The sequence below is a fragment of the Ruegeria sp. BH6 genome (assembly GCF_056538105.1).
Map to the genome: position 1 here is coordinate 279,634 of NZ_JBQFSR010000004.1, position 21,977 is coordinate 301,610.

At 59.0% G+C, this 21,977-nt stretch carries 23 protein-coding genes; 9 read left to right on the top strand and 14 right to left on the bottom strand.

The features are described from left to right. The first annotated feature begins 21 nt into the window (after positions 1 to 21). Genes ACR0B8_RS11710 through dnaQ form a run of 4 tightly spaced genes read left to right on the top strand, consistent with a single transcriptional unit; the run spans position 22 to position 2,756 of the window. On the top strand, positions 22 to 621 hold the full coding sequence (locus ACR0B8_RS11710; RefSeq protein ID WP_480658475.1) for a Maf family protein: 600 nt from the start codon (positions 22 to 24) through the stop codon (positions 619 to 621). Beyond that, positions 618 to 1,451, top strand: coding sequence for a shikimate dehydrogenase (locus ACR0B8_RS11715; protein ID WP_170361063.1), 834 nt, complete (start codon positions 618 to 620; stop codon positions 1,449 to 1,451). The genes ACR0B8_RS11710 and ACR0B8_RS11715 overlap by 4 nt, the downstream gene beginning before the upstream one ends. Further along, positions 1,448 to 2,041 (top strand): dephospho-CoA kinase, encoded by a 594-nt coding sequence (gene coaE, locus ACR0B8_RS11720; protein WP_226689012.1) that lies wholly within the window; start codon positions 1,448 to 1,450, stop codon positions 2,039 to 2,041. The genes ACR0B8_RS11715 and coaE overlap by 4 nt, the downstream gene beginning before the upstream one ends. Then, on the top strand, positions 2,034 to 2,756 hold the full coding sequence (gene dnaQ / locus ACR0B8_RS11725; protein ID WP_170376541.1) for a DNA polymerase III subunit epsilon: 723 nt from the start codon (positions 2,034 to 2,036) through the stop codon (positions 2,754 to 2,756). The genes coaE and dnaQ overlap by 8 nt, the downstream gene beginning before the upstream one ends. Positions 2,757 to 2,783: 27 nt before the next feature. On the opposite strand, the gene secB is transcribed toward dnaQ, so the two are convergent. Together secB and ACR0B8_RS11735 are read right to left on the bottom strand one after the other, a co-directional pair. Further along, positions 2,784 to 3,281 carry a protein-export chaperone SecB gene (secB, locus tag ACR0B8_RS11730; protein WP_170349546.1) on the bottom strand — a complete coding sequence of 166 codons (498 nt, stop codon included), beginning with the start codon at positions 3,279 to 3,281 and terminating at the stop codon, positions 2,784 to 2,786. 64 nt (positions 3,282 to 3,345) lie between these two features. After that, positions 3,346 to 3,837 (bottom strand): FxsA family protein, encoded by a 492-nt coding sequence (locus ACR0B8_RS11735; protein ID WP_170376545.1) that lies wholly within the window; start codon positions 3,835 to 3,837, stop codon positions 3,346 to 3,348. 107 nt (positions 3,838 to 3,944) lie between these two features. Here ACR0B8_RS11735 and ACR0B8_RS11740 point away from each other — a divergent pair, with 107 nt between their 5' ends. The 3 genes from ACR0B8_RS11740 to ACR0B8_RS11750 are packed head-to-tail and all read left to right on the top strand — an operon-like array spanning position 3,945 to position 6,228. Next, positions 3,945 to 4,604 carry a Tim44/TimA family putative adaptor protein gene (locus ACR0B8_RS11740; RefSeq protein WP_170349544.1) on the top strand — a complete coding sequence of 220 codons (660 nt, stop codon included), beginning with the start codon at positions 3,945 to 3,947 and terminating at the stop codon, positions 4,602 to 4,604. Then, positions 4,601 to 5,641: a murein transglycosylase A gene (gene mltA / locus ACR0B8_RS11745; protein WP_480658472.1), complete on the top strand. Its 1,041-nt coding sequence runs from the start codon at positions 4,601 to 4,603 to the stop codon at positions 5,639 to 5,641. Before ACR0B8_RS11740 ends, mltA begins: the two co-directional genes overlap by 4 nt. After that, entirely contained in the window at positions 5,641 to 6,228 is a 588-nt protein-coding gene (locus ACR0B8_RS11750) for a Smr/MutS family protein (protein WP_480658470.1), read from the top strand. The genes mltA and ACR0B8_RS11750 overlap by 1 nt, the downstream gene beginning before the upstream one ends. Here ACR0B8_RS11750 and ACR0B8_RS11755 read toward each other — a convergent pair. The 3 genes from ACR0B8_RS11755 to hslU all read right to left on the bottom strand — a co-directional run bounded on the left by ACR0B8_RS11755 (position 6,225) and on the right by hslU (position 9,946). Continuing rightward, positions 6,225 to 7,445: an MFS transporter gene (locus ACR0B8_RS11755; RefSeq protein WP_480658468.1), complete on the bottom strand. Its 1,221-nt coding sequence runs from the start codon at positions 7,443 to 7,445 to the stop codon at positions 6,225 to 6,227. The genes ACR0B8_RS11750 and ACR0B8_RS11755 overlap by 4 nt on opposite strands. Then, the gene (locus ACR0B8_RS11760; RefSeq protein WP_226689010.1) at positions 7,442 to 8,539 is read right to left on the bottom strand and encodes an alpha/beta hydrolase; all 1,098 of its coding nucleotides are present in this window, start codon (positions 8,537 to 8,539) and stop codon (positions 7,442 to 7,444) included. The genes ACR0B8_RS11755 and ACR0B8_RS11760 overlap by 4 nt, the downstream gene beginning before the upstream one ends. A 99-nt stretch (positions 8,540 to 8,638) precedes the next feature. Beyond that, a complete protein-coding gene (gene hslU / locus ACR0B8_RS11765; RefSeq protein WP_170349539.1) occupies positions 8,639 to 9,946 on the bottom strand; it encodes an ATP-dependent protease ATPase subunit HslU in 1,308 nt (435 codons plus the stop codon). 192 nt (positions 9,947 to 10,138) lie between these two features. Between hslU and ACR0B8_RS11770 the strand changes: the two genes are divergently transcribed. Then, positions 10,139 to 11,380: an MFS transporter gene (locus ACR0B8_RS11770; RefSeq protein WP_170349538.1), complete on the top strand. Its 1,242-nt coding sequence runs from the start codon at positions 10,139 to 10,141 to the stop codon at positions 11,378 to 11,380. Here the strand turns inward: ACR0B8_RS11770 and hslV are convergent. After that, on the bottom strand, positions 11,372 to 11,929 hold the full coding sequence (hslV, locus tag ACR0B8_RS11775; RefSeq protein WP_058283350.1) for an ATP-dependent protease subunit HslV: 558 nt from the start codon (positions 11,927 to 11,929) through the stop codon (positions 11,372 to 11,374). The two genes, ACR0B8_RS11770 and hslV, sit on opposite strands and share 9 nt — an antisense overlap. A 197-nt stretch (positions 11,930 to 12,126) precedes the next feature. Between hslV and ACR0B8_RS11780 the strand changes: the two genes are divergently transcribed. Continuing rightward, positions 12,127 to 12,321, top strand: a complete 195-nt coding sequence (locus ACR0B8_RS11780) for a DUF1127 domain-containing protein (RefSeq protein ID WP_170349537.1) — start codon at positions 12,127 to 12,129, stop codon at positions 12,319 to 12,321. A gap of 55 nt (positions 12,322 to 12,376) precedes the next feature. On the opposite strand, the gene ACR0B8_RS11785 is transcribed toward ACR0B8_RS11780, so the two are convergent. The 8 genes from ACR0B8_RS11785 to tsaE form a co-directional block, all read right to left on the bottom strand. Further along, positions 12,377 to 12,739: a Lin0512 family protein gene (locus ACR0B8_RS11785; protein WP_170349536.1), complete on the bottom strand. Its 363-nt coding sequence runs from the start codon at positions 12,737 to 12,739 to the stop codon at positions 12,377 to 12,379. Continuing rightward, positions 12,736 to 13,086 (bottom strand): Lin0512 family protein, encoded by a 351-nt coding sequence (locus ACR0B8_RS11790; protein ID WP_170376567.1) that lies wholly within the window; start codon positions 13,084 to 13,086, stop codon positions 12,736 to 12,738. The genes ACR0B8_RS11785 and ACR0B8_RS11790 overlap by 4 nt, the downstream gene beginning before the upstream one ends. Positions 13,087 to 13,155: 69 nt before the next feature. Further along, positions 13,156 to 13,527 (bottom strand): thioredoxin, encoded by a 372-nt coding sequence (gene trxA, locus ACR0B8_RS11795; RefSeq protein WP_226689009.1) that lies wholly within the window; start codon positions 13,525 to 13,527, stop codon positions 13,156 to 13,158. Positions 13,528 to 13,536: 9 nt separating this feature from the next. Continuing rightward, complete coding sequence (gene addA, locus ACR0B8_RS11800; protein ID WP_226689008.1) at positions 13,537 to 16,896, bottom strand: double-strand break repair helicase AddA; 3,360 nt, start codon at positions 16,894 to 16,896, stop codon at positions 13,537 to 13,539. After that, positions 16,893 to 19,820 carry a double-strand break repair protein AddB gene (addB, locus tag ACR0B8_RS11805; protein WP_480658465.1) on the bottom strand — a complete coding sequence of 976 codons (2,928 nt, stop codon included), beginning with the start codon at positions 19,818 to 19,820 and terminating at the stop codon, positions 16,893 to 16,895. Before addB ends, addA begins: the two co-directional genes overlap by 4 nt. Then, entirely contained in the window at positions 19,813 to 20,499 is a 687-nt protein-coding gene (locus tag ACR0B8_RS11810) for a nucleotidyltransferase family protein (protein ID WP_226689006.1), read from the bottom strand. Before ACR0B8_RS11810 ends, addB begins: the two co-directional genes overlap by 8 nt. Beyond that, positions 20,496 to 21,500: an aminoglycoside phosphotransferase family protein gene (locus ACR0B8_RS11815; protein WP_226689005.1), complete on the bottom strand. Its 1,005-nt coding sequence runs from the start codon at positions 21,498 to 21,500 to the stop codon at positions 20,496 to 20,498. Before ACR0B8_RS11815 ends, ACR0B8_RS11810 begins: the two co-directional genes overlap by 4 nt. Continuing rightward, complete coding sequence (gene tsaE, locus ACR0B8_RS11820) at positions 21,497 to 21,970, bottom strand: tRNA (adenosine(37)-N6)-threonylcarbamoyltransferase complex ATPase subunit type 1 TsaE (RefSeq protein ID WP_170349530.1); 474 nt, start codon at positions 21,968 to 21,970, stop codon at positions 21,497 to 21,499. The genes ACR0B8_RS11815 and tsaE overlap by 4 nt, the downstream gene beginning before the upstream one ends. Between the last annotated feature and the right edge of the window lie 7 nt (positions 21,971 to 21,977).

The window sequence follows — 21,977 nt, forward strand, 5'->3', positions numbered from 1 at the left end:
TTTGCACACGGGGTTGTCCACATGTCTGTCCCCATCATCCTGGCCTCAGGCTCATCCATACGTGCGCAGCTGCTGGAAAACGCAGGCGTGCCGTTTTCCGTTCAGGTCGCGCGCGTGGATGAGGATACCATGAAACGCGCGTTGCTGGCTGAGGAAGCATCCCCTCGGGACATCGCCGATGCACTGGCTGAGATGAAGGCGCGCAAGGTCAGCGACAAAAAACCAGGTGCGATGGTTCTGGGGTGCGATCAGGTGTTGGATTTCAACGGGAAGCTGTTGTCGAAACCGGAAACGCCCCAGGAGGCGCTGGCGCAGCTCAAGGCGATGCGGGGCAAGCGGCACATGCTGTTGTCGGCGGCGGTGATCTATCAGGATGGCGAGCCGATCTGGCGCCATGTCGGGCAGGTGCGTTTGCGCATGCGGATGAGTTCGGACGCGTACCTGCGCGACTATATCGACCGCAATTGGGACAGTATCCGGCACGCGGTGGGGGCTTATAAGCTGGAAGAAGAAGGCGTGCGCCTGTTCGCCACCATTGACGGCGACTATTTTAATGTCTTGGGTATGCCCCTGTTGGAACTGCTCAATTTTCTGGCCGTCAAAGGGGTGATCGACCAATGACACATAACCGAATTCCGCTGGCCGGAGTAATCGGACACCCGATTGCGCATTCCAAGTCGCCCCAACTGCATGGTCATTGGTTAAAGAAATATGGGCTGGCCGGGCATTACATTCCCGTGGACGTGGCGCCCGAGGATCTTGAGACGGTTTTGCGCACCCTGCCGAAGGCGGGGTTCGTCGGGGCGAATGTGACCGTGCCCCACAAAGAAGCGGCGTTGCGTATCGCCGATCACGTATCGGAACGCGCATCGGTCATCGGGGCGGCAAATACCTTGGTGTTTCAAGATGATGGCACAATCCACGCGGACAACACCGATGGCTATGGGTTTATGCAGAACCTGCGCAGCGGCGCGCCGGATTGGGTTCCGTCGGATGGCCCGGCGGTGGTGTTTGGTGCGGGTGGCGCAGCACGGGCGGTGTTGCAGGGTTTGTTGGACGCGGGCGTGCCCCAGATCATGCTGACCAACCGCACGCGCGTCCGGGCGGATCAGTTGAAAGATGAATTTGGCGACCGCATCACCGTTGTGGATTGGTTACAGGCCGGCAATGTCATTGAAGAAGCTGAACTGGTGGTCAACACGACCTCATTGGGCATGCAGGGACAACCGGAACTGAGGGTGCCCTTGGATGGGTTGCAAGCGGGTGCGGTTGTGACTGATTTGGTCTATGCACCTTTGCAAACACATCTTCTGAAATCGGCTGAGGAAGCAGGCTGTACCACGGTCGATGGTCTGGGCATGTTGCTGCATCAGGCGGTGCCCGGTTTTGAACGCTGGTTCGGCACCCGCCCCGAGGTGACCGATGACCTGCGCGCGGCGGTTTTGGGATGAGTTTCGCGCTTGGTTTAACCGGTTCGATCGGGATGGGCAAAAGCACCACGGCGCAGATGTTCGTCGAAGAAGGCTGTGCGCTGTGGGATGCGGATGCAGCCGTACATAGACTCTATTCAAGGGAAGGAGCGGCCGTCGCGCCGATGCGCGCTGTTTTTCCAGATGCCATCATCGATGGGTCTGTCAGTCGTGACGCCCTGAAACAAGTCATCGCGCAGCACCCAGCCGCGCTGAAACAGATTGAGGCCATCGTACATCCGCTTGTTGCCGCAGATCGCGCTGCTTTTCGGGAATACGCGACCGCGGATATTGTGGTGTTCGACATCCCCCTGTTGTTTGAAACCGGTGGTGATGCAGCGATGGATGCGGTGGCCTGTGTCTCGATCCCGGCGGACGAACAAAAGCGTCGCGTGATGGTGCGCGGGACGATGACTGAGGCACAGTTTGAACAGATCCGCGCCAAGCAAATGCCGAATGACGAAAAATGCGTGCGGTCAGATTATGTGATCGTGACCGATAGTCTGGACCACGCCCGCACGCAGGTGCAGGATGTGGTCAGGCAAATACGGGCGGGCATGGAAAATGCGTGAGATTGTACTCGATACCGAAACCACGGGGTTTGATCCCGAAAGCGGCGACCGGATTGTCGAGATCGGCGCGGTTGAGTTGTGGAATCACGTCGCCACGGGCGAGACCTATCACGTCTATATCAACCCTAAGCGCTCGATGCCCGAAGAGGCGTTTGGGGTGCATGGGATCGGCCCCGACCTGCTGGAAAACCCGCGCCCGCCGGAAAAGGGTGAGGTCACGCTGAAGGACAAGCCGGTCTTTGCCGAGGTGGGTCAGGGCTTTCTCAATTTCATCCGGGATTCGAAGCTGGTGATCCACAACGCATCCTTCGATATGAAATTCCTGAACGCGGAGCTAAAATGGATGGGATTGCCGCAGATCCCGATGGATCAGGCGCTGGATACGCTGGCGGTTGCGCGAAAACGGTTTCCGGGCTCACCTGCGTCACTGGATGCGCTGTGCCGTCGGTTCAATATCGACAACACGAACCGGGTGCTTCACGGGGCGTTGCTCGACTCGGAAATTCTGGCCGAGGTCTATCTGGAACTGATCGGGGGGCGGCAGCCGGATTTCGGCTTGTCCGCGACTGCTTCCTCGGCCGCGGGCGGTCAGGACGATTGGCGCCCATCGGCGCGTCCGACACCATTGGCGTCAAAGATCACCGACGAAGAACGCGCAGCGCATAAACGATTTGTAGAGAAATTGGGCGAAAACGCCTTGTGGACCCGCGCCTGAGGTGAAACCCGGCGCGGGTCAAATCGATTAGGCGTTCGCCTTCTGCGCTTCGGCTTGACGACGCAATAGTTCGTTGCGGTACAGCGCGACAAAGTCGATATTGTCCAGATTGACCGGCGGATAGCCACCGTCACGGGTGATATCGCTGACGATGCGGCGCAGGAACGGGAACAACATGCGCGGGCATTCGATCATCAGGAACGGATGCAACTGGTCCTCGGCCACGCCTTCGATGTGGAACAGGCCGCAATAGTCGATTTCGCACAGGAACAGAACGTCTTCCAGTCCTTTTGCTTTCGACTTGAGGTTCAGTTTGACTGCAACTTCATACTGATGCTCCGTCGCGCGCTTTTTTGCATCCAGATTCACCTGAACGGCAATTTCGGGCTGAACGTCACCGGACACACCTTTCTGTGCCATCACGTTTTCAAAGGACAAATCGCGGATGAATTGCCCCAGCACTCGCATTTGTACCTGGGGGGCGGCTTGGGCTGCCGTGTTTTCTGCAGCGTTTTCTTCGGCCATGGATCTACTCCAAAAATGAAATTCGACACTGCTTAGCAAGTTGGGCGCGGCACCTCAATGCAGGTCACGGTCCTTCAACCCATTTCGATGGTTTCGAAAGGTCCTGACGGGGCCGAACTTCGGTGAATTCGCCGTCAATCACGTCATCTTGCTCGAATGGTGCAGGACCAGACCGGAACTGTGCCCCATTGCCCATTTGGAACTGGGTGATCGTCACCTTCGATTTCAGGTATCGGAACACGGCCACGCGAATGCCCGGAACAAGCAGCGCAAAGCCGACCGCATCGGTGAAAAAACCAGGCGTCAGCAACAGAACGCCGGACAACAGGATCATCGCCCCATGAGCCAGGGGTTCTGTCGGATCGTCCAACTCGGCAAAGGATCGCTGCAGGTTCGCCAGCGCCATGCGACCTTGTGTCCTGACCAACGCAGTGCCCAGAACAGCGGTCAGCACCACTATTGCAAGGGTTGGCCACAGGCCGATCAGACCACCCACCTGAATGAACAGGGCAATCTCGATGATCGGAACCAATAAAAATGCCAAGAACAGGTACATATGCGTTATCCTTTACCAGTGGTCGGGCAGTGGACTTGCCACGAACTGTCACCTACATAGTGGCATGAGGCCGCGTATACAAAGTCGCGGTCTGAAAAGAGGATGAAATGAACGAACCGATGATCCAGTTGCTGGTCCTGGCCGGAATAGCCGTTTTCCTGATCCTGCGCCTGAAAAGCGTGCTGGGTACGCGTGAAGGTTTTGAGAAACCTCCTGTTCAGGAACAACCCGACGGGCACAGTGCCCGCCGCGGGTTTGAGGTGATTGAAGGTGGTCCTGATTACGACATCACAGACCATGTTGCCGAAGACAGCGAACAGGCACAGACGCTTGCCGCGATGAAGCGGATCGAGCCCAGCTTTTCCGTCACCGAATTCGTGCAGGGCGCGCGCGGTGCCTATGAGATGATCGTCATGGGCTTCGAAAAGGGTAATCTGGACGAAATCCAACCCTTCCTGTCCGAAGAGGTTTTCGACACGTTCGTGTCCGTTGTGGCCGCTCGTGAAGATCAAGGCCTGACCATCGAGGCCGAGTTTATCGGCGTGCGTGAAACCACATTGGCCGACGTGAAATTCGACAAAGATACCAATCAGGCCGAGATCACCATGAAATTCGTGGGTGAGCTGACCTCGGTTGTGCGTGATCGCGGCGGCGATATCATCGAAGGCAACCCGAACACCGTCAAACGCCAAAAGGACAGCTGGACCTTTGCCCGTGTCATGGGCGCGGACGATCCGAACTGGCTGCTTGTCGCCACGGACGCATGATTGCCGCACTCCGGTCGCTTTTTCTGGTGGGTGCGATGACCACCGCTAGCGCCGCCGGAGCTGAGGCGACGCGCTCGATCCTGTCGTTTGATGACCTTGAGGGCTGGGCCGCTGACGATCACGGGGCGGCCCTTTCGGTTTTTCTGAATACGTGCGGTGATCTGAATGATCCGGATTGGCGTGCCCTTTGCGCTGTGGCCCAAACCTATGAAGGGGATGCAGCGCGGGCGTTTTTCGAGCTGTTCTTCCGTCCGGTTTTGGTTGAAGACGGTAAAGATGCGCTGTTCACCGGCTATTTTGAACCCGAACTGGATGGATCGCGCAGCCGGACCGACCGGTTCAAATACCCAATCTACAAAATGCCACCCGAAGCACGCGCCGAAGGGCCTTGGCTGAGCCGCCGGGACATCCTAACCGGGGATGCTATGACTGGCCGGGGGCTTGAGATCGCCTGGGTTGATGACCCGGTCGAGCTGTTCTTTTTGCAGATCCAGGGCTCGGGCCGTATTCGTCTGCCCGATGGTGGTGGCTTACGCGTGGGCTATGGCGGCGCGAACGGGCATCCGTATCGGTCGATCGGGGCCGAATTGATCCGCCGCGGTGCCTTAGGCGCGCATGAGGTGAGCGCGCAGATGATCCGCGCCTGGGTGCGCAAAAACCCCGAGGCCGGGTCTGAACTGTTACTTCACAACCCTTCTTACGTTTTCTTTCGTGAAGTCACCCGCGTTGCGCCCGAACTTGGCCCGCTGGGCGCGATGAACCGATCTGTCACCACCATGCGCAGCATTGCCGCGGATCCTGAATATACGCCGCTGGGGTCTCCGGTCTGGGTGGAAAAAGACGGCAAGGACCCGATGCGCCGATTGATGATCGCGCAAGATACGGGTGCTGCCATCAAGGGTGCTCAGCGGGCGGATATCTTCTTTGGCACCGGTGATGCCGCTGGGCAGGCAGCCGGGCGTCTGAAAGATCCGGGCCGCATGGTGATCCTGTTGCCGATCCAACGCGCCTATGCCCTGATCCCGGATGAGTTCTGATGACCCGGCGCAAACTGACCGAAGAAGAGATCGAGCTGTGGCGCAAGGTCACCAAACAGGCTGAACGTCTGCATCCTGAGCTGCCGCAATCGGTTCATCCCACCACCCTGCCCAAACCGAAGCCAACCAAAACACCAAAGATGAGCCTGGACGGGTTCGAGATCGGCCAGACCGCGCCTGCCAAAGTGGCGCGTCATGCGTTGAAGCCCTCGGTCACTGACAGCCTGCGTGCCAGCCCGGTGCAGATGGACACCAAGGCTTTTGGACGGATGAAGCGCGGCAAGCTGAAACCCGAAGGTCGGATTGATCTGCACGGTATGCGGATCGACACGGCGCATCCGGCGCTAGTGCGGTTTGTGTTGACGGCGCAGGCACAGGGCAAGCGGCTGGTGCTGGTGATCACGGGCAAGGGTAAGGACCGTGACGAACCCGGCCCCATCCCGACCCCACGCGGCGTACTGCGTAATCAGGTGCCACACTGGCTGTCCATCCCACCGCTGGCGCAGGCTGTGTTACAGGTAACACCCGCCCATATCAGCCACGGCGGCGACGGGGCCTATTACGTGTATCTGCGCCGGGGTCGTTAAAACACGGTTTTCGCGCGGTGAATGCCGGTCCAGACCAAACCGCTGACTACAACAAAGAACGCAGCGATCCACATAAATTGAGTACCAAGCGTGACGTTGTAGTCGATCAGCACCCCAGTTAGAGCTGGACCAATGGCCGAACCCAGCACCATGACCGCGGTCGCCAGTGCCTTGATCGCGCCAATATGGCGAGTGCCGTAAAACTCGGCCCAAAAGGCGCTAGGCAATGTGTTGTTCGCACCGACCGTCAGAGCCAGAAAGATCAGGCCGATCAGGGCGCCGGTTATGGTATTGGTGACCGAAAGGATGGCAAAACCAACCCCAATCGGCAGCTGGTAATACGGCATGATCCGCGCGGTGCCCCATTTATCCAGCGCCCAACCAGCGGCAAACATCGACAGGATCGAAACGCCGGTGAATACAGGGAACAGCGCCACCAGTTGAATATGCGGCCAGTCCCTGACCTGCGCCAGATGGACCTGATGAAAGAAGAACGCGGTGATGAATGCAGATGGTGCAAGGATCGCGGGAACCATGAACCAAAACAGCGAATTGCGCAGCGCCTCGCTCCGGGTCCAGTGATGATCCTGCATGCCAGTGGCAATGTGATCCCCTGACAGGCTTTGCGGCGTGCGCTCCAGACGCAGCAGACGCATCAGAACCGGGATACCCAATACCGTCACACCTGCGGCCACCACCCACAACAATCGCCAGTCGAGAAACACCATCGCGGCGACAAAAATCACCGGCAACAGCGCCTCTCCGACCGCGTATCCCAGCGAGGCGATCGACAGCGCCTTGCCACGTGTCGCGGTGAACCAGCGCGCCATGGCTACTTGCGCCAGATGGGTGCTCATCCCCTGCCCGAAAAGGCGCAACAGAAAGATCACGATAGGCAGAAGGAACAGTCTATTGTTCAACGCCATCGACAGCGCCGCAAGCGTCAAACCAGCCAGCACCAACGGCCCCAGAACCCGAACACGAAAGATATCGGTCAACCCGCCGGCCCAGATCATCACCACAGCCGCAACGGTGGTACCTAGGGAATAAAGCCCTCCCCAGGCTCCGTGACTCAGCCCATACGCTGCACGGATTTCACCGGCAAAGACCGAGATGAAAAAGGTCTGCCCAAAGCTGGACAAAAACGTCAGCAGAACCCCGGCGCTCAACCAAGAGGCATTTTGAAAAAGAAAATGACGCAATTTAACCCGTGTCACGGGTTGGACACCTGCGCCTGTCCCGTTTCCGTCAACACGATCCCGGTCGCGCCTGTGGGGTTGCGTTCGCTGGGGGGGACCAGAATGTCGATAGCCGGACGCTCGTCAGGGCCAAATGTATTGTTGACCCGCCGGATCGAGTTGAGGATCGCCAGCAAAGCCGGAGATGTAGCAGCAACGAAATGCGAAGATTCGGCATCGCTGTTGAATGCGGTCGTGTCGATCACGTTGATAGGAAAGTCCTCAAGCGTTTTGATCGAACTGATATTGCCCAGCCGTTCGCCCTCATCCGTGCCGCGCAGACGGGCTGAAATGTTCAGGATTTTGTCCTTTTGCGAGACCATGACAATGAACGGGTCGGGTGGATTGTCGATCCTGTCCATCTGCGAGCGGAACAAATCCACGTCCAGATCAGGAGAGATCAGAACCACACCTTCGATATTTCTTTTGGCCCAACCCGGTTCCTGCAATTCGGTTTGTCGGATCATCTCCATCGTCAGGGCACTGCCCATGGAATGCGCCACAAGCAGAACCCGGTTTACGCCCATCGATTTCAATTCACGAATGGTCTGTTCCAAACCGTCGCGGGCAAAAAGCATGCTGTCCAGATCGTAAGCGTATCCATATCCCGTCGCACGGCTGGGCCAGGAATACACCAGGATCGATCCGGGCAGACCAATGTCATGCGACAGCTGCGCCGCGCGAAAGATGGTTTCGGTTTGGGTCGAGTTATAGCCATGCACAAAGATCGTCACTTCGTCCTGCCCACGTAGATGTTGCCGCAGTCCCTGAGGCCCGTTCAATTCGGTCACACCAGCCAGAACGAACTCTTTTTGCGGGTTAGGATTTGCATAAGAGAACTTCAGGGTTCCCGGCGTGTGTGTTGGCGGTATGGACACGGTGGTTTCCAGAAACTGCAGTTTTTCACTGCGCCTGAAACCAAATGATCCGTCTTCCTCGCGGGCCCTGGTCGTGCTGGCAAATACGGTTTTCGTCGTTCCTATGGACGCAGCCGACGGCACAATTTCAGAGACCGTCCTGTCAACACAGGCGCTCAGAGACAAAGACATAAATAGAAAAATCAGGTAGCGCATCAAACAGGGTCCTAACGGCCTTTTGCGCTAAGCTATCGAATTCTTGCCCCACGTCCAGCGACATGGGGCAGGATCAGCGGCAATTTCCGGCTGAAGACGTTACAGAACGTAACGGCTCAGATCCGTCGACTTGGTCAATTCGCCCAAGTTTTCGCTGACAAAATCGGCGTTGACGGTGATCTCGGACCCGGCCTTGTCAGGTGCGGTGAACGAAAGCTCCTCGAACACCCGCTCCATCACTGTGTACAGCCGCCGCGCGCCGATATTTTCGACGCTTTGGTTCACATCTGCTGCGATCTTGGCCAGGGCGGCGATGCCGTCCTCGGTAAAACTGACAGTGACCTCTTCAGTGCCCATCAATGCGGTGTATTGGCGGGTCAGGGCGTTGTCGGTCTCGGTCAGGATGCGAACGAAATCCTCTTCGGTGAGGGCGCGCAATTCTACGCGGATCGGCAGTCGGCCCTGCAATTCGGGCAGCAAGTCCGACGGCTTGGCAATGTGGAACGCTCCCGAGGCGATGAACAGGATATGGTCGGTTTTCACCGCACCATGCTTGGTTGACACGGTGGTGCCCTCAATCAAAGGCAGCAGGTCGCGCTGAACCCCTTCGCGGCTGACATCGCCGCCGCGGGCGTCGGACCGCGCACAGACCTTGTCGATCTCATCCAGGAACACGATGCCGTTCTGTTCCACCGATTCCAGCGCCACCCTGTTGACGGTTTCATCATCCAGCAACTTGTCGGCCTCTTCCCCGATCAGCGCATCATAGCTTTCGGCGACGGTCAGGCGTTTCTTGACGGTCCGCCCGCCAAACGCTTTGCCGAAGATATCACCCAGATTCATCATCCCCATCTGGCCGCCAGGCTGGCCGGGAATGTCAAACATCGGCATTGGGTTCGAGGTGTCGGACAGTTCCAGCTCGATCACCGTATCGTCCAGTTCGCCGGCTTTCAGTTTCTTGCGGAACATCTCGCGCGTGCCTTCGCGGGCATCGGTACCGGCAATGGCTTCGATCACGCGGTCTTCGGCGGCCTGATGAGCCTTGGCCTTGACGTCTTCGCGCATGTATTCGCGGGTCTGGATGATGGCGGCATCCGCCAGATCGCGCACGATCTGTTCCACGTCGCGGCCGACATAGCCAACCTCGGTAAACTTGGTGGCCTCGACCTTGATAAAGGGCGCGCGGGCCAGTTTTGCCAGACGGCGGCTGATCTCGGTCTTGCCGACACCGGTGGGCCCGATCATCAGGATGTTCTTGGGATAGACCTCATCCCGGATGTCATCGGTTAGTTGCTTGCGCCGCCAGCGGTTGCGCAGCGCCACGGCCACGGCGCGCTTGGCGTCTTTCTGCCCGATGATAAAGCGGTCCAGTTCCGAGACGATCTCGCGCGGGGTCAGGTCGGTCACAGGGGCGGTCCTTTCGGTCGGCATGGCTAGTCTTGGGCTTAGGTAATCACCGCAATCGCGAAAACAACCAAGCCCTTTTCATTGGCAGCGTTGGTTAGCAATGGCCCATCCGGTTTGCAAACGCTTTCCATAGGTGAAACGCGCGCCCTCTGTTACAGTGATTTCAAGGTGTTGACGGTCAGGAGTGTGAAAGTGACGAAAATTGCCAAGATCACCTTGCTGTTCGTGGTGTTTGTGGACCTGATCGGGCAAGGACTGGTGTTTCCCATCATCAACTCGCTGATCATGGAGACGAAATCGGGGTTCCTGCCCGAGAGTACGCCCGATGGTCGCCGCCATCTGTATTACGGGCTGGTAATTGGTTGTTTCTTTTTGTCGTGGTTTCTGGGTGTGGTCTATGTGTCCAAGGTCTCGGATTCCATCGGGCGTAAGAATGCGCTGCTGGTCTGTCTGAGCGGGGCACTGGTAGGGTATGCGTTGACCATTGCGGCGCTGTATATGAACAGCTTGCTGTTGCTGATCATAGGCCGTTCGATCACCGGGTTCACCGCAGGGAACCAGCCCATCGCGCAGGCGGCGATGATTGACGGCAGTACCGATGCGGCGGATCGCGACCGCAACATGGGTTACATCATAACCGGTGTCAGCTTTGGCCTTGTCGGCGGCCCAATCATTGGCGCGGTTCTGTCCGATGCCAACCTGCTGGGCAGCTTTGCCACGCTGAAAACCCCGTTCTATGGCGCATTTATTCTGGTGTTGATCGCCATCTTCCTTGTGCTGACCTTTTTCAAGGACACCCGGACCGAGCGTACGGCTTTTGTGTTCCGCCCGCGGGACGTGACCGACAGCCTGATTGCTGTGCGAGAACACCCGATGGTTCTGAAAATCCTGCCAGTCTATGCGCTGTTCATGATCGCCAATGTCACCTTCTATGTCTTCGTTGATAATTTCCTGACCAGCGCCTGGGGATACGGAGTCATTGGCGGTAGCATGGCGATGGTGGTGATCGGTTTTGCGCTGGCGTTCTCAAGCACCTTCCTGGTGAAGCCTGCGCAAGAGAGGTTCAGCAAGCACCAGATCATCTACACTTCGCTGGTGGTGATGGTGATTTGCGGGTTCGGTTTTGCCTTCAGCCCCAGCGGTGTGCTGAGTTACGTGCCGGTTTTCTTCTTCTATTTCTTTTTCGGCGTCTCATACCCAACCCTGTTGGGGCTGTTTTCTTCGGCCGTTGCCGAGACCGATCAGGGTTGGGTCATGGGTGTGACCACCGCTGTCTTCTGTCTGGCGGGCGGTGTCATGTCTCTGATCGGCGGCGGATTGATGAGCTTTGATATCCGCCTACCCTATTACATCGTCATCGCGACAGCCCTGATGGGGCTGGTCGGCATGCACCTGCGCTGGAAAGGAAAAGAGATCAAGGCGCTGTTAGCCTGAGATCGTCTCGACCGTCAGGTTGCCGTTGGTATAGACGCAGATATCGGCGGCAATCGCCATTGCCTCGCGCGCCACGTCCTCGGCGGGTTTGTCGCTGTCCATCATGGCGCGGGCTGCGGCGAGGGCAAAGTTCCCACCCGAGCCGATGGCGGCCACGTTGTGTTCGGGCTCCAGCACATCCCCTGCCCCGGTGATCACCAGCAGGTCCTTGCCGTCGGTGACGATCAGCATCGCCTCAAGCTTTTGTAGGTACTTGTCTGTGCGCCAATCCTTGGCCAGTTCGACCGAGGCGCGCGCCAGCTGGCCGGGTGTGGCCTCAAGCTTGGCTTCCAGACGCTCCAGCAGGGTGAAGGCATCGGCGGTTGACCCGGCGAAACCGGCGACAACCTCGAACCCGCCGGGCGACAGGCGGCGCACCTTGCGTGCTGTTCCCTTGATCACGGTTTGGCCCAGGCTGACCTGTCCGTCACCGGCAATCACCACCTGACCGCCCTTTTTGACGCCAATGATGGTTGTGCCGTGCCATCCGGGAAAATCGCTATCCGCCATAAAAGCCTCCGTTTTCAACTGCCGTCCTATATGGGCCGGACCTGTCCGCAGCGCAACAGGTCACGAACTGCCTAAAAGATATGCAGGAATCGCAATGCGGGGTTACCGGACTAGCAATTGTGAGACTCGGCCGAAAGTCCTACATGAGCCTCACAACCGACAACGGGTCGGCTGTTTCACATATAAGGACTGCGCAAATGGCAACCATCGCTAAAACCCATGCGCCGCTCGGAGCAGCTACCATTCTGCACGTAGTGGACGCGTTCTACGGAACCTATGACAAAGCAATCGCGTGGAATGAATCCCGCAAGACACGCAAGGCCCTGTCGGAGCTGAGCGACGCACAGCTGGAAGATATCGGCCTGTGCCGCGCGGACATCAGAAACGTCTGATCCGCGCCCAGTGCAAAAAGAATGCAAGCCGCTCGTCCGAGCGGCTTTTTCTTTGTCAGGACAGTTTGTATTGGCCGGATAGGTCGGGCAGGAAAGCCTCGATCGCGGCGGTTGCCACCACATGTCTCGTGCCGGCCTCAATATCTTCGATATCCAACCCACCTTTGACAGCCCGCACCTCGGCCCGTCCGCGGGGAAGATCAGCGGCAACAAGATCGCAATTCACCTGGTCAGGGTCCTGTACCCCAATAGTGACGCAAACGCGCATGTCGGTATGATCCACACCCAGCTTTGAGAACAGCGTGATCGACGAATGATGCAGTGCATCCTGCACCGCCCGGCGTGCCGCCTTGGTGTAATCCTGCCCATACAGGTCGTTGCCGGTACCCATTTCCAGAATGATACGTTTTTCGGTCATGTCACGGGCTCCATGTCAAAGGAAACGATGATGGCGGCATTGGCGATGACGGTCCGACCCTCGGTATGCGGCTTTTCAATATCCAGCCCACCTTGCGTGATGGTGATATTGGGTTGCCCATAGGGGAAAATGGCAGTCAGCGCGTCTCGATCCACCTTTTCAGGCTGTTGAACCCCAATCTCGGCGTCGATGATCATCGCCTCTTTTGGAAAATCGAACAGCTCGGCCATGTTGACCGAATTGTGCCATAGTGCATCTTTGATCGCCCGCAGCGCGGCCTCGGTATAATCCTCGCGGCGCAAAGACGTCCCCATGCCGAACTCCACAAGTACCCGTGTTTTTGCCATCTGATCCTCCCGGCAATAAAAAAGGCGCCCGGTTCAAGGCGCCTTTGATGACTTGCTGATCACGTTGGATCAGATGGATTCGTCGATCCAGCTTTGCAGTGCCGCCTTCGGCGCCGCGCCTGCGCGGTTCGAGACGACCTGACCGTCCTTGAAGATGAACAGCGCCGGAATACCGCGAACGCCCATGGCGGCGGCGGCGTTCGGGTTGCTGTCTACGTCAACCTTGGCGATTTTCACCTTGTCGCCGTATTCAGCGGCCAGCTCTTCCAGGGCGGGGCCGATCTGCTTACAGGGGCCACACCATTCGGCCCAGAAATCGACAACAACGGGGATGTCGGAATTCTTAACCTCGGCGTCAAAGGTATCGTCGGTCACGGCTACGGTCGACATATTCTGTCTCCTGAATGGGGTAAACTCGGGAACAGAACGTAGGGTCGGCACCGCCCAAGGTCAAGATATCTGGGTGCGGGCCAATGCATCCGTCACAAGATCGTGTGGCAACCACATCAGATCGGCTGTACGGGTCCACAGGATTGCCGTGCGAACTTGTCGACCCGGATAGATCTGCGCCAACGCTTGGGCATAGGCCCCCATCTGCCGCAACAGACCTTCGGGGCAGGCCGATGGATTGTCGGGAACCGTGGTATTTGATTTGAAATCAATCACCTGCACATCCGACTCGGTCACGATCAGACGGTCGATCACTCCATGCATGCGCCGCCCGTTCAGATCGGCGGTCACCGGGACCTCGGCCAGTGTGTTTTTGGCGAACACGAATTTCAGATGGTCAGCCGCCAGAACGGCCTGCGCCTCATCCAACAGTTCCTGCCGGTCAGGTTGTTGCATATCAGGTAGAACCCGGGCGCAAAGCTGCGGCCAATTCTCTGGCGCAACGGATGGTAAGTGTTCCAACAACAAGTGCAGGCGCGTGCCACGCAGTTTGGCGGCCTCTTCATCCTGGCCGATATCTCCGGGCAACGCTTTGGCCCCACCTAAATCAGACGGGCTGAGCGTCTCGGGCGCCTGTTCTGGCACGGACGCTGGGGAAAGGAACTGGTTGGGCAGCGGAGTCGCGGCAATCTCAGGCTCCACATGTTCGACAAGAGGTAACGCGTCCCAATCTGCATGTGACAGACGCAGGGTTTCCGAGCCAGGGACCTGTGCGGCCCCTGCCCGTGCCATCGCAGCCTCGACCATCTGGTACCAACTGGTTCCGTCTTTGCCGACATCCCCGGCGGCGCCGACGATTAGCCACTTTTCGGCTCGCGTTAGAGCCACATATAGCAGTCGAAGCCGCTCATTTTCTTCCCGCGCCCGTGCCTCGGACCGTGCTTGGGCGATCAAAGCTGGCGAGGCATCCGCTGGTACTTTCCACAGCGGTGTGCCCTCTCCCACCATGATCTCGGCATCACGCGGGGCTTGTCGCTTGCCGGTATCCGGCAGGATCACGATCGGGGCCTCAAGCCCTTTGGAGCCATGCACCGTCATCACGCGGATCATGTTGCCGACACCGCTCATCTGCCGCTTGATTTCCAGATCGTCGGTCTGCATCCAGACCAGAAACCCGGTTAAACTGGGAATATCGGTGCGCTCATAAGCCAGTGCCTGTGACAGCAATGCGTTGATACCATCCTCGGCCTCGGCCCCCAGTCGGCCCAATAGTTTCCGCCGCCCGTCATGCCGGGTCAGAATGCGTTCGATCAGGTCATAAGGGCGCAGAAAGTCGATCTGGCCGCGCAGATCGTTGAGGATGCCTAGCGTTTCGGGAAACTCCTCGGCCCGTTGTCGCAAAGCGGCCCACAGAAACTGTTCCTGCCGCCGATGCGCCAGGTCGAACAATTGTTGTTCACCCCACCCGAACAAAGGCGATTTCAACACTGTGGCCAGTGACAGGCTGTCCTCGGGCGTGGCCAGAAAGCTCAACAGCGCCGCCAGATCCTTGACCGCTAGTTCCGCGCCCACTTTCAAACGGTCGGCCCCGGCAATGGGTAGGCCTTCGGCCTTGCAGGCGCGGATGATCTCGGCAAACAGGTCTGAACGGCGTTGGACGAGGATCAGAAAATCCCCCGGTTGCACCTTGCGCCGAACGAAAGTGCCGGGCCGGTCACCATCCTCGGGGATCGTCTCGCCGGTGTCGATCATGGTCTTGATCGAGCGGGCTACCTGTTCGGCCAGAATGACGGTGTGGTGCCGCGCGCCGGGTCGATCCACCGGATCGGTCCAGTCGCCATCATCATCTTCGTCGACCTTTTCAACCACCGGCCACAAATCAACGCGGCCCGGCAAATCGGCCTTAAATGCGCGGTGCAGGCTATCCTTGTGAAACCCAGCCTCGGCACGGTTTTCGAACAGGATATCGACCAGAGACAGGATCGCACTAGAGGATCGGAATGAGTATTCTAGTGTCGAATCCCACAGTTTAGAGCCTGATTCCTCCAATCTGCGCCCAAACTCCTGCTGCATCCGGTCAAAGGCCTGCGGGTCGGCGCCCTGAAAGGAATAGATCGACTGTTTCTTGTCGCCGACCACGAAAATAGTCCGCTCGACCCCGGATCGGGCCCCTTCCCCGCTGGTGAATTCCTGAGCCAGCTTTTCAACAACATCCCATTGATCTGGGCTGGTATCCTGCGCCTCATCCACCAGAATGTGGTCGATGCCGCCATCAAGACGGTACAGCACCCATTCCGCCACGGCCGGATCGTTAAGCACCTGCCGTGCGCGCAGGATCAGGTCGTCGAAATCCAGCCAGCCGCGCAACAGCTTGCGGCGTTCATATTCTGGCAAAAAGGCAGCAGCAAAACGGTGCAGAACATGTGTTTTGCGTGCCGCGACCAGCGCCAGCCGGTGTTCGCGTGCGGCCTCGATCCGAAGCATGAGGGCTTCCAGCTGTGGCATATGACCAGCCAGCGTACCTTCGCGCAGGGCTTTGGTGGGGAAACTGTTGATCTTGGCGGTAAAAGGCTCTTTGGCCGATTTGCCCGTCAGAAACACGCTCTCCAACAGCGGCAAGCTGCCAATGCGCGCCTCAGTGAACGCCGCCAGTTTGGCCGCAGCCTTGGCATTGTTGCCGCCACTTTCGGTCAGTGCAGGCAGGATCGCGCGGATCAAGTCGACCTCACCACCCAGAAACACGCGGGCCAGCAGGGCGTTTTCGTCGAACCCGTCGGGCAGATCGAAACGTTGCAGCAGATCAGGCCACTCTATTGGCTGAGAGAAGAGGTTGCGTTTATGCGTGACGGCGGCGGTTAGATTGTCAAAGCCGGTATCTGTGATGAAACGGGCGACATCCTTAATCAGTGCGGCCTGCGCACCTTCGGCAAAATCTTCGACGATCTCTTCGCGCAATAACGCTGCGGCCCGGTCCTCCATCTCGGAAAACTGAGGACTAACCCCGGCCTCCAAAGGAAATCGCCGCAATAGCGAAGCGCAGAATGAGTGGATCGTCTGGATTTTTAATCCACCCGGCGTTTCGATGGCGCGGGCAAACAGGGTGCGGGCCTGCGCCAGCCTGTCAGGGTCGATCACGCCCGACACGCCCAGATCAGTCAGCTGCGTCAGCAAGCTGTCATCCTCCAGCATCGCCCATTCACCCAACCGTTTGAACAACCGGTTCTGCATCTCGCTGGCGGCGGCTTTGGTGTATGTCAGGCAGAGGATATGTTGCGGCTGCACGCCACCCAGCAGCAACCGTGCCACCCGGTCGGTCAGAACCCGCGTCTTGCCCGACCCCGCATTGGCCGCCAACCAGGTCGAGGCATCTGGGCGCGCCGCCTGCACCTGCCGTTCGGTTGCATCATTGCGGGCGTTCATTTCAACACCTCGGGTGAGGTTTCGTCAGTGCGGTCCCATTCGCCGAACCGGGCCAGGTGGTCATAGTCGCCAACATCCGTGTCCTTGTGCAGCATCCGGCGCGCGGTGAAGCCTTGATCAGGCTCTAAATAGGCAGAAACCAGCTCTTTCAGCTCGGTCAGAACCTTGTCAGGCGGCTCCTTGGCCAATGGGGCCGCGACCTCTTTGTAAGTACCGCCCATGCCGATGAATACAGCCTCGGCAACCGGTAACGGATCGATGCCTTCGATGGCGCCCTGCTCGGCCATGGCGGCCTCGATCAGCAATTGTTTGTCGAACTTGGCTTGCTGGCTTTCGGTCGGAGGCGTGCCGGTCTTGTAATCCACGATCCGCAGCGCGCCACGGCTGTTGTGATCGATTCGGTCGGCTCGTCCGGCGATGGTGAAATCCAGTGGCGATAGCACCATCTTCATCGCGGCCTCAAACGCCACTGGCCCGCCATCGCCACGTCGGGCGGTTTCAGCGGTGAGGAAGTCATCGGCAATCCGCTCAAGCCGTGCTAGCCACAGTTTTCGGGCGGTCGGCCACGCGACATGCTGGTCCAACAGCGTCTCAGCGCGTTTCAGGAAATTCTCGCGTGTCAGCAAAGCGCTGTCCAAAACACTGTCTTTGACAAAATTTTCAAGGATTTCGTGGATGACGATCCCGCGCAGCAAAGCGTCTGGTGCCTGGACCATGGGGTCTAGTGGCCGCAAGCGCAGCACATGTTTGGCGTAGATCGCATAGGGATCGCGGATCAGGCGTTTGATTTCGGTCACGCTCAGACGGCGTGGGCGTGCGGCGACCGGCGGGCGCGGCGATGGGCGCGCGGCCGGTTCGATCTTCGGCGCGACCTCAAGCTGTTCCGACCAGCGCAGCCATTGCTGGCCACGAGCGCGCATTGAAGCCAGCGTTTCGGGACCACCCTGCCCCGGCAAGCCCTGCAACAGGTTCGTCATCCGGTTCAGCCAACGCGATGGCACGGTTTCGGCGTCATCGGATCGGGTTGCGCGGGTCAACCAGACCTCGGGCGCTCCGACAGCTTGTTGGAAATCATGCGCTGACAGGCCAATGCGGCGTTCGGGCAGCAACAGCCCCGCCTTGTCGCGCATCTGTCGGTTCAGCCAAGGGTCAGGTGCTGCCGCCTCGGGCCAGCTGCCTTCATTTAGGCCGCCCAGAATCAACAGATCAGCGCCCTGAACCCGGGCCTCAAGCGTTCCCCAGATCATGATATGCGGATGTGGCGCGTCCCGGTCGCGAACCTCTTCCCCCGCCAGCAGCGCGCCCAGCAGGTCGGCGAAATCATGGGCCGTCATCGTGCCGCCATGTTCGGCCTCGTCCTCAAGCGCGGTCAGAATCGACAACGCCTTTTGGCCCGCATTCTTGTCCCACAGCGTTCCGGCGTCGCCTTCACTACCGGCCGATATTGCCTCGGCCAGATTGCGCAGGCGGGTCACCCATTCGGATAGAGGTAATTCACCCGTCACGTGCTGGTCGCAGAATTGCGCCACCAGCCATTGCATCCACTGCTCTGGCACTTCTTTGCGGATGGCAAAAGCGGCCAGGCTGGCGCTGTCGGGGAACGGAGGGCCGTGTCGCCGCAATTCCAGTTCCAGATCACGGGTATGCAGCAGATGCGCACCGCGATCGCCGCCATCGTGGCAAAGCGGATGTTTCAGCAGGGTCAGCAGCGCCTCGCCCTCGAGCCTCCGGGCGAACAGCCCAGCCACATGGCGCAGAAACCGGCCCGGAGGCGATAACTGCAAAGGCAGACCCGCACTGTCATCCGGCAGGATGTTCCACCGATCCAATGCGGCGCTGACCTGACGAGTCAGCATCCGATCAGGCGTGATCAACGCGGCGGTCTGGCCGGTTTCTGCCGCTTCACGCAGACGCAGGGCAATGGCCAATGCCTCGGCGCGGGGGGATTGCGCCTCAACCAGGGTGAGGTCCTTGGTGGCGCCATCCAAATCGGTTAGCTGGGGGCCTTCGGACATCCAGGCATCAGTGATCGGCGCTGGGCGTAATGCCAGTGAAATCAGCCGATTACGGGCAGGGGACGGGGCAGGGTTGTTCGTCCAACGTTCGATCTGCCTCGGCTGTATCTCAAGCCGGGTCATCAGTTTTCGGAACCGGTATTGCGGGTGATCTTCTGAGGCTAGCGCATCGTCCAATCCCTGCCAGACATGGTCAGGCTGATCGAAATCGTAACCAGGCAGGATCAGCGCCCCTTGCGGCAGGCGAGCGACGGCCTCCATCAGCATCAATGTGGTGCCACGCGAGCCGGTAGAGCCCGCAAGGATTACCGGATGCTGCGGAGGTGCTACCTGCCAGCGATCAATCAGATTTTCCACCACACGTCGTTGCCGCGCCTGCGCGTCCAAAGCATCAGGGCCAGAGTCAATAAAATGGTCAGCAATCCCTATAAAGGCCTGCGCACGCGCCCAGTGGCCAGACATGTCGCTGACATCCAGCTGCCGGATCGCGTCTGGCGAAACACCTTCGCCCTGCATTTCGTCAATCAGCGCCGCCAGACTGTCGGACAGATCGAACAATGAGGATCGCGCAGCGAGATCAGGCTGTTGCTCCAGGAGCTTGGCAATCAGCTGCGTCAGCTCCAGCCTGCGTCGCAATGCGGGGATGGCGGGCGGAATTTGCGCCAGATCGACGCTTTCGCCCAGATCGGTCACCAGCGACAGGCGCGGCAGCAGGCAGGCCGGGCCCTGATCGAACAGATCGCGTACGCGCCGGGCCATACGGCGCGTGTTGACAACCAGTTGGACCCGGGCCAGCGCCTCGGGCGGTTGGTCACCGGCGTGTTGACGCAGGCCATCCACCAGAGCCTTTGGAAAATCTGCGCCCGGAGGCACGGCAAAGACGCGGGGCGCGGCGCTGGGTTCAAACATCGGCTATTAGCCCCTCGGCCAGGGCAATCCCCTCGGGGCGGCCCACGTCGCACCAGCGACCGGGGTAGGTGGCCGCGAACAGACGGCCCTGTTTGTGAATCTGATCCCACAGCAAGTTCAGCGAAAATGCCTGTTCCGATATGGCTGCCAGCCCTTCGGTCTTAATAATCTGCGCCCCGCCAAAGACCAATCCGGGGCCACGGCTGATCCGGCCCTCGGCATCTGCCGTGAAGTCGCCCGGTCCGGCATGCCCGATGGTCTGGGCGATGGGAACACACATAAGCAGCGCATCCATTCGGTTGGGGTCCCACGCTTTGCGCAAAAGGGTCAGAGGGTTCGGCCCGGACCAGATTGCATCCGTATTCAAGGTAAATACCGGATCCAACCCCAGTAGGGGCAGAGCAGCACGCAGCCCACCGCCTGTTTCCAGAATTTCCGGCTCTTCCAAAGAGGTCAGCACGCCCTTGGGGGTCAGATGCGCTGCAAGCTGGTCGGGCAAATAATGCAGATTAGCAACCACTCGATCAGCGGGCAGATCGTCCGTCAGATCCAGCGCGTGATCGATCAGCGGGCGGCCTGCGACCTCGATCAGGGGTTTGGGCCGGTCTTTGGTCAAAGCGCCCATACGGGTGCCAAACCCGGCGGCAAACAACATCACGGCGTCGGGGTGTCGGGTCATGTCTGTCTGAGCCTGTCCAGGTTTTCCGGGGTTGGGGCGGGCAGGGCGCCGCGCAGAAGATCAGCAACAGAGACCAGCGCAGGATGGTCCAGATCGCGCATCAGATGCGCCCATGTGGCCGGGATCAGATCGATGTATTGCGGTTTTCCATAGTCCACCGCCAATCGGGCGAACACGCCCAGAATGCGCAGGTTTCGTTGCGCACCTAACACGGCGTAGGCAGTGCGAAAGTCATGATCCTTTTCGCCGGTTGCATCGATGTATCGGTTTACCATCCGCATCTCGGTTCCCGGTGCCACATCACGGCGCACATCTTGCAACATCGACACGAGGTCATAGGCCGGGTGGCCCAGCATCGCGGTCTGGAAATCCAGCAATCCCACCCGCTTGATCCCGTCACGGTCCGGCAACCAGATCATGTTTTCCGCGTGATAGTCACGTTGGATCACCACTTTGCGGCCCGAGGTTTCTTGGTGCAAAATATCCGCAAAGCGGTTTTCAAACCGTATCCGAGCGTCTGCATCATGTTCCCCCAATACCGCTTGGGCGTATTTGGTGAAGGACAACGCAGCCAATTCGGTCATCATCGTCGGATCATAAGACGGCAGTGACAGGGTAGGTGCCTTGTGCAACTCGATCAGAACGTCGGTTGCAGCCTCATACAGCTCGCGCTCCATCCGAGGGTTTTGCCTGAGGACGCGGGCGAACAGATCATCGCCCAGATCCTCCAGCAACAGAAAGCCGAATTCTGTGTCCTCGGCATAGATTTCGGGTGCGCTAAGCCCGATTTCCCGCAGATAGTTAGCCATGCGGACAAAAGCCTCAACCGGTTCGGCCTTGCCCGGAGGTGAGTCCATGAAAACAGCCGTGCGGCCAGTATCGGGATCGGTCAAACGTTCGTACCGGCGGTTCGAGGCATCCCCGGCCAGCGGTGCGCGCGTGGCGTTGGACCATGGTGTTTGTGCAATCAGCGCCTCGGCCAGCACAGCCCGGTTCGTCATGCGGCACTCTCCAGTATTTGGGGCCATTTCGGATCGGACCACGAAAGGGTCAGATATCGCAAACCCGTCGTGTTAGGGTCTGTTTTCAAATGCAAGGTCAGGGCGGTGGCAGGGGTCAGCGGACCCAGCTTGTCCGGCCATTCAATCAGGCAAATGGCAGTTTCAAAAGCGTCGGACAGCCCCAGTTCTTCGATCTCTTCCAAGGCGCTTAGCCGGTACAGATCGCAGTGCCAGATCTCGCCAGGTAGGGTGTCATAGGCTTGTACCAGCGTGAAGGTGGGCGAAGGCACGTCCTCGGGCACAGACATCAGTGATTGGATCAGGCTGCGCGCAAAATGGGTCTTACCGCTGCCGATCTCACCCTCAAGCAACAAGATGTCGCCAGGGCGCAATTTTGCACCCAGCCGTGCGGCCAGATCGGCGGTTTCTTCGGGCGAATTCAGGGTGATCGAACGGGCGTGCAACGTCATGGCGCCA

Coding starts and splice junctions, on each gene's coding strand:
- ACR0B8_RS11710 (WP_480658475.1), top strand. CDS start 22: ATGTCTGTCCCCATCATCCTGGCCTCAGGCTCATCCATACGTGCGCAG.
- ACR0B8_RS11715 (WP_170361063.1), top strand. CDS start 618: ATGACACATAACCGAATTCCGCTGGCCGGAGTAATCGGACACCCGATT.
- coaE (WP_226689012.1), top strand. CDS start 1,448: ATGAGTTTCGCGCTTGGTTTAACCGGTTCGATCGGGATGGGCAAAAGC.
- dnaQ (WP_170376541.1), top strand. CDS start 2,034: ATGCGTGAGATTGTACTCGATACCGAAACCACGGGGTTTGATCCCGAA.
- secB (WP_170349546.1), bottom strand. CDS start 3,281: ATGGCCGAAGAAAACGCTGCAGAAAACACGGCAGCCCAAGCCGCCCCC.
- ACR0B8_RS11735 (WP_170376545.1), bottom strand. CDS start 3,837: ATGTACCTGTTCTTGGCATTTTTATTGGTTCCGATCATCGAGATTGCC.
- ACR0B8_RS11740 (WP_170349544.1), top strand. CDS start 3,945: ATGAACGAACCGATGATCCAGTTGCTGGTCCTGGCCGGAATAGCCGTT.
- mltA (WP_480658472.1), top strand. CDS start 4,601: ATGATTGCCGCACTCCGGTCGCTTTTTCTGGTGGGTGCGATGACCACC.
- ACR0B8_RS11750 (WP_480658470.1), top strand. CDS start 5,641: ATGACCCGGCGCAAACTGACCGAAGAAGAGATCGAGCTGTGGCGCAAG.
- ACR0B8_RS11760 (WP_226689010.1), bottom strand. CDS start 8,539: ATGCGCTACCTGATTTTTCTATTTATGTCTTTGTCTCTGAGCGCCTGT.
- hslV (WP_058283350.1), bottom strand. CDS start 11,929: ATGGCGGATAGCGATTTTCCCGGATGGCACGGCACAACCATCATTGGC.
- ACR0B8_RS11780 (WP_170349537.1), top strand. CDS start 12,127: ATGGCAACCATCGCTAAAACCCATGCGCCGCTCGGAGCAGCTACCATT.
- ACR0B8_RS11785 (WP_170349536.1), bottom strand. CDS start 12,739: ATGACCGAAAAACGTATCATTCTGGAAATGGGTACCGGCAACGACCTG.
- ACR0B8_RS11790 (WP_170376567.1), bottom strand. CDS start 13,086: ATGGCAAAAACACGGGTACTTGTGGAGTTCGGCATGGGGACGTCTTTG.
- addA (WP_226689008.1), bottom strand. CDS start 16,896: ATGAACGCCCGCAATGATGCAACCGAACGGCAGGTGCAGGCGGCGCGC.
- addB (WP_480658465.1), bottom strand. CDS start 19,820: ATGTTTGAACCCAGCGCCGCGCCCCGCGTCTTTGCCGTGCCTCCGGGC.
- ACR0B8_RS11810 (WP_226689006.1), bottom strand. CDS start 20,499: ATGACCCGACACCCCGACGCCGTGATGTTGTTTGCCGCCGGGTTTGGC.
- ACR0B8_RS11815 (WP_226689005.1), bottom strand. CDS start 21,500: ATGACGAACCGGGCTGTGCTGGCCGAGGCGCTGATTGCACAAACACCA.
- tsaE (WP_170349530.1), bottom strand. CDS start 21,970: ATGACGTTGCACGCCCGTTCGATCACCCTGAATTCGCCCGAAGAAACC.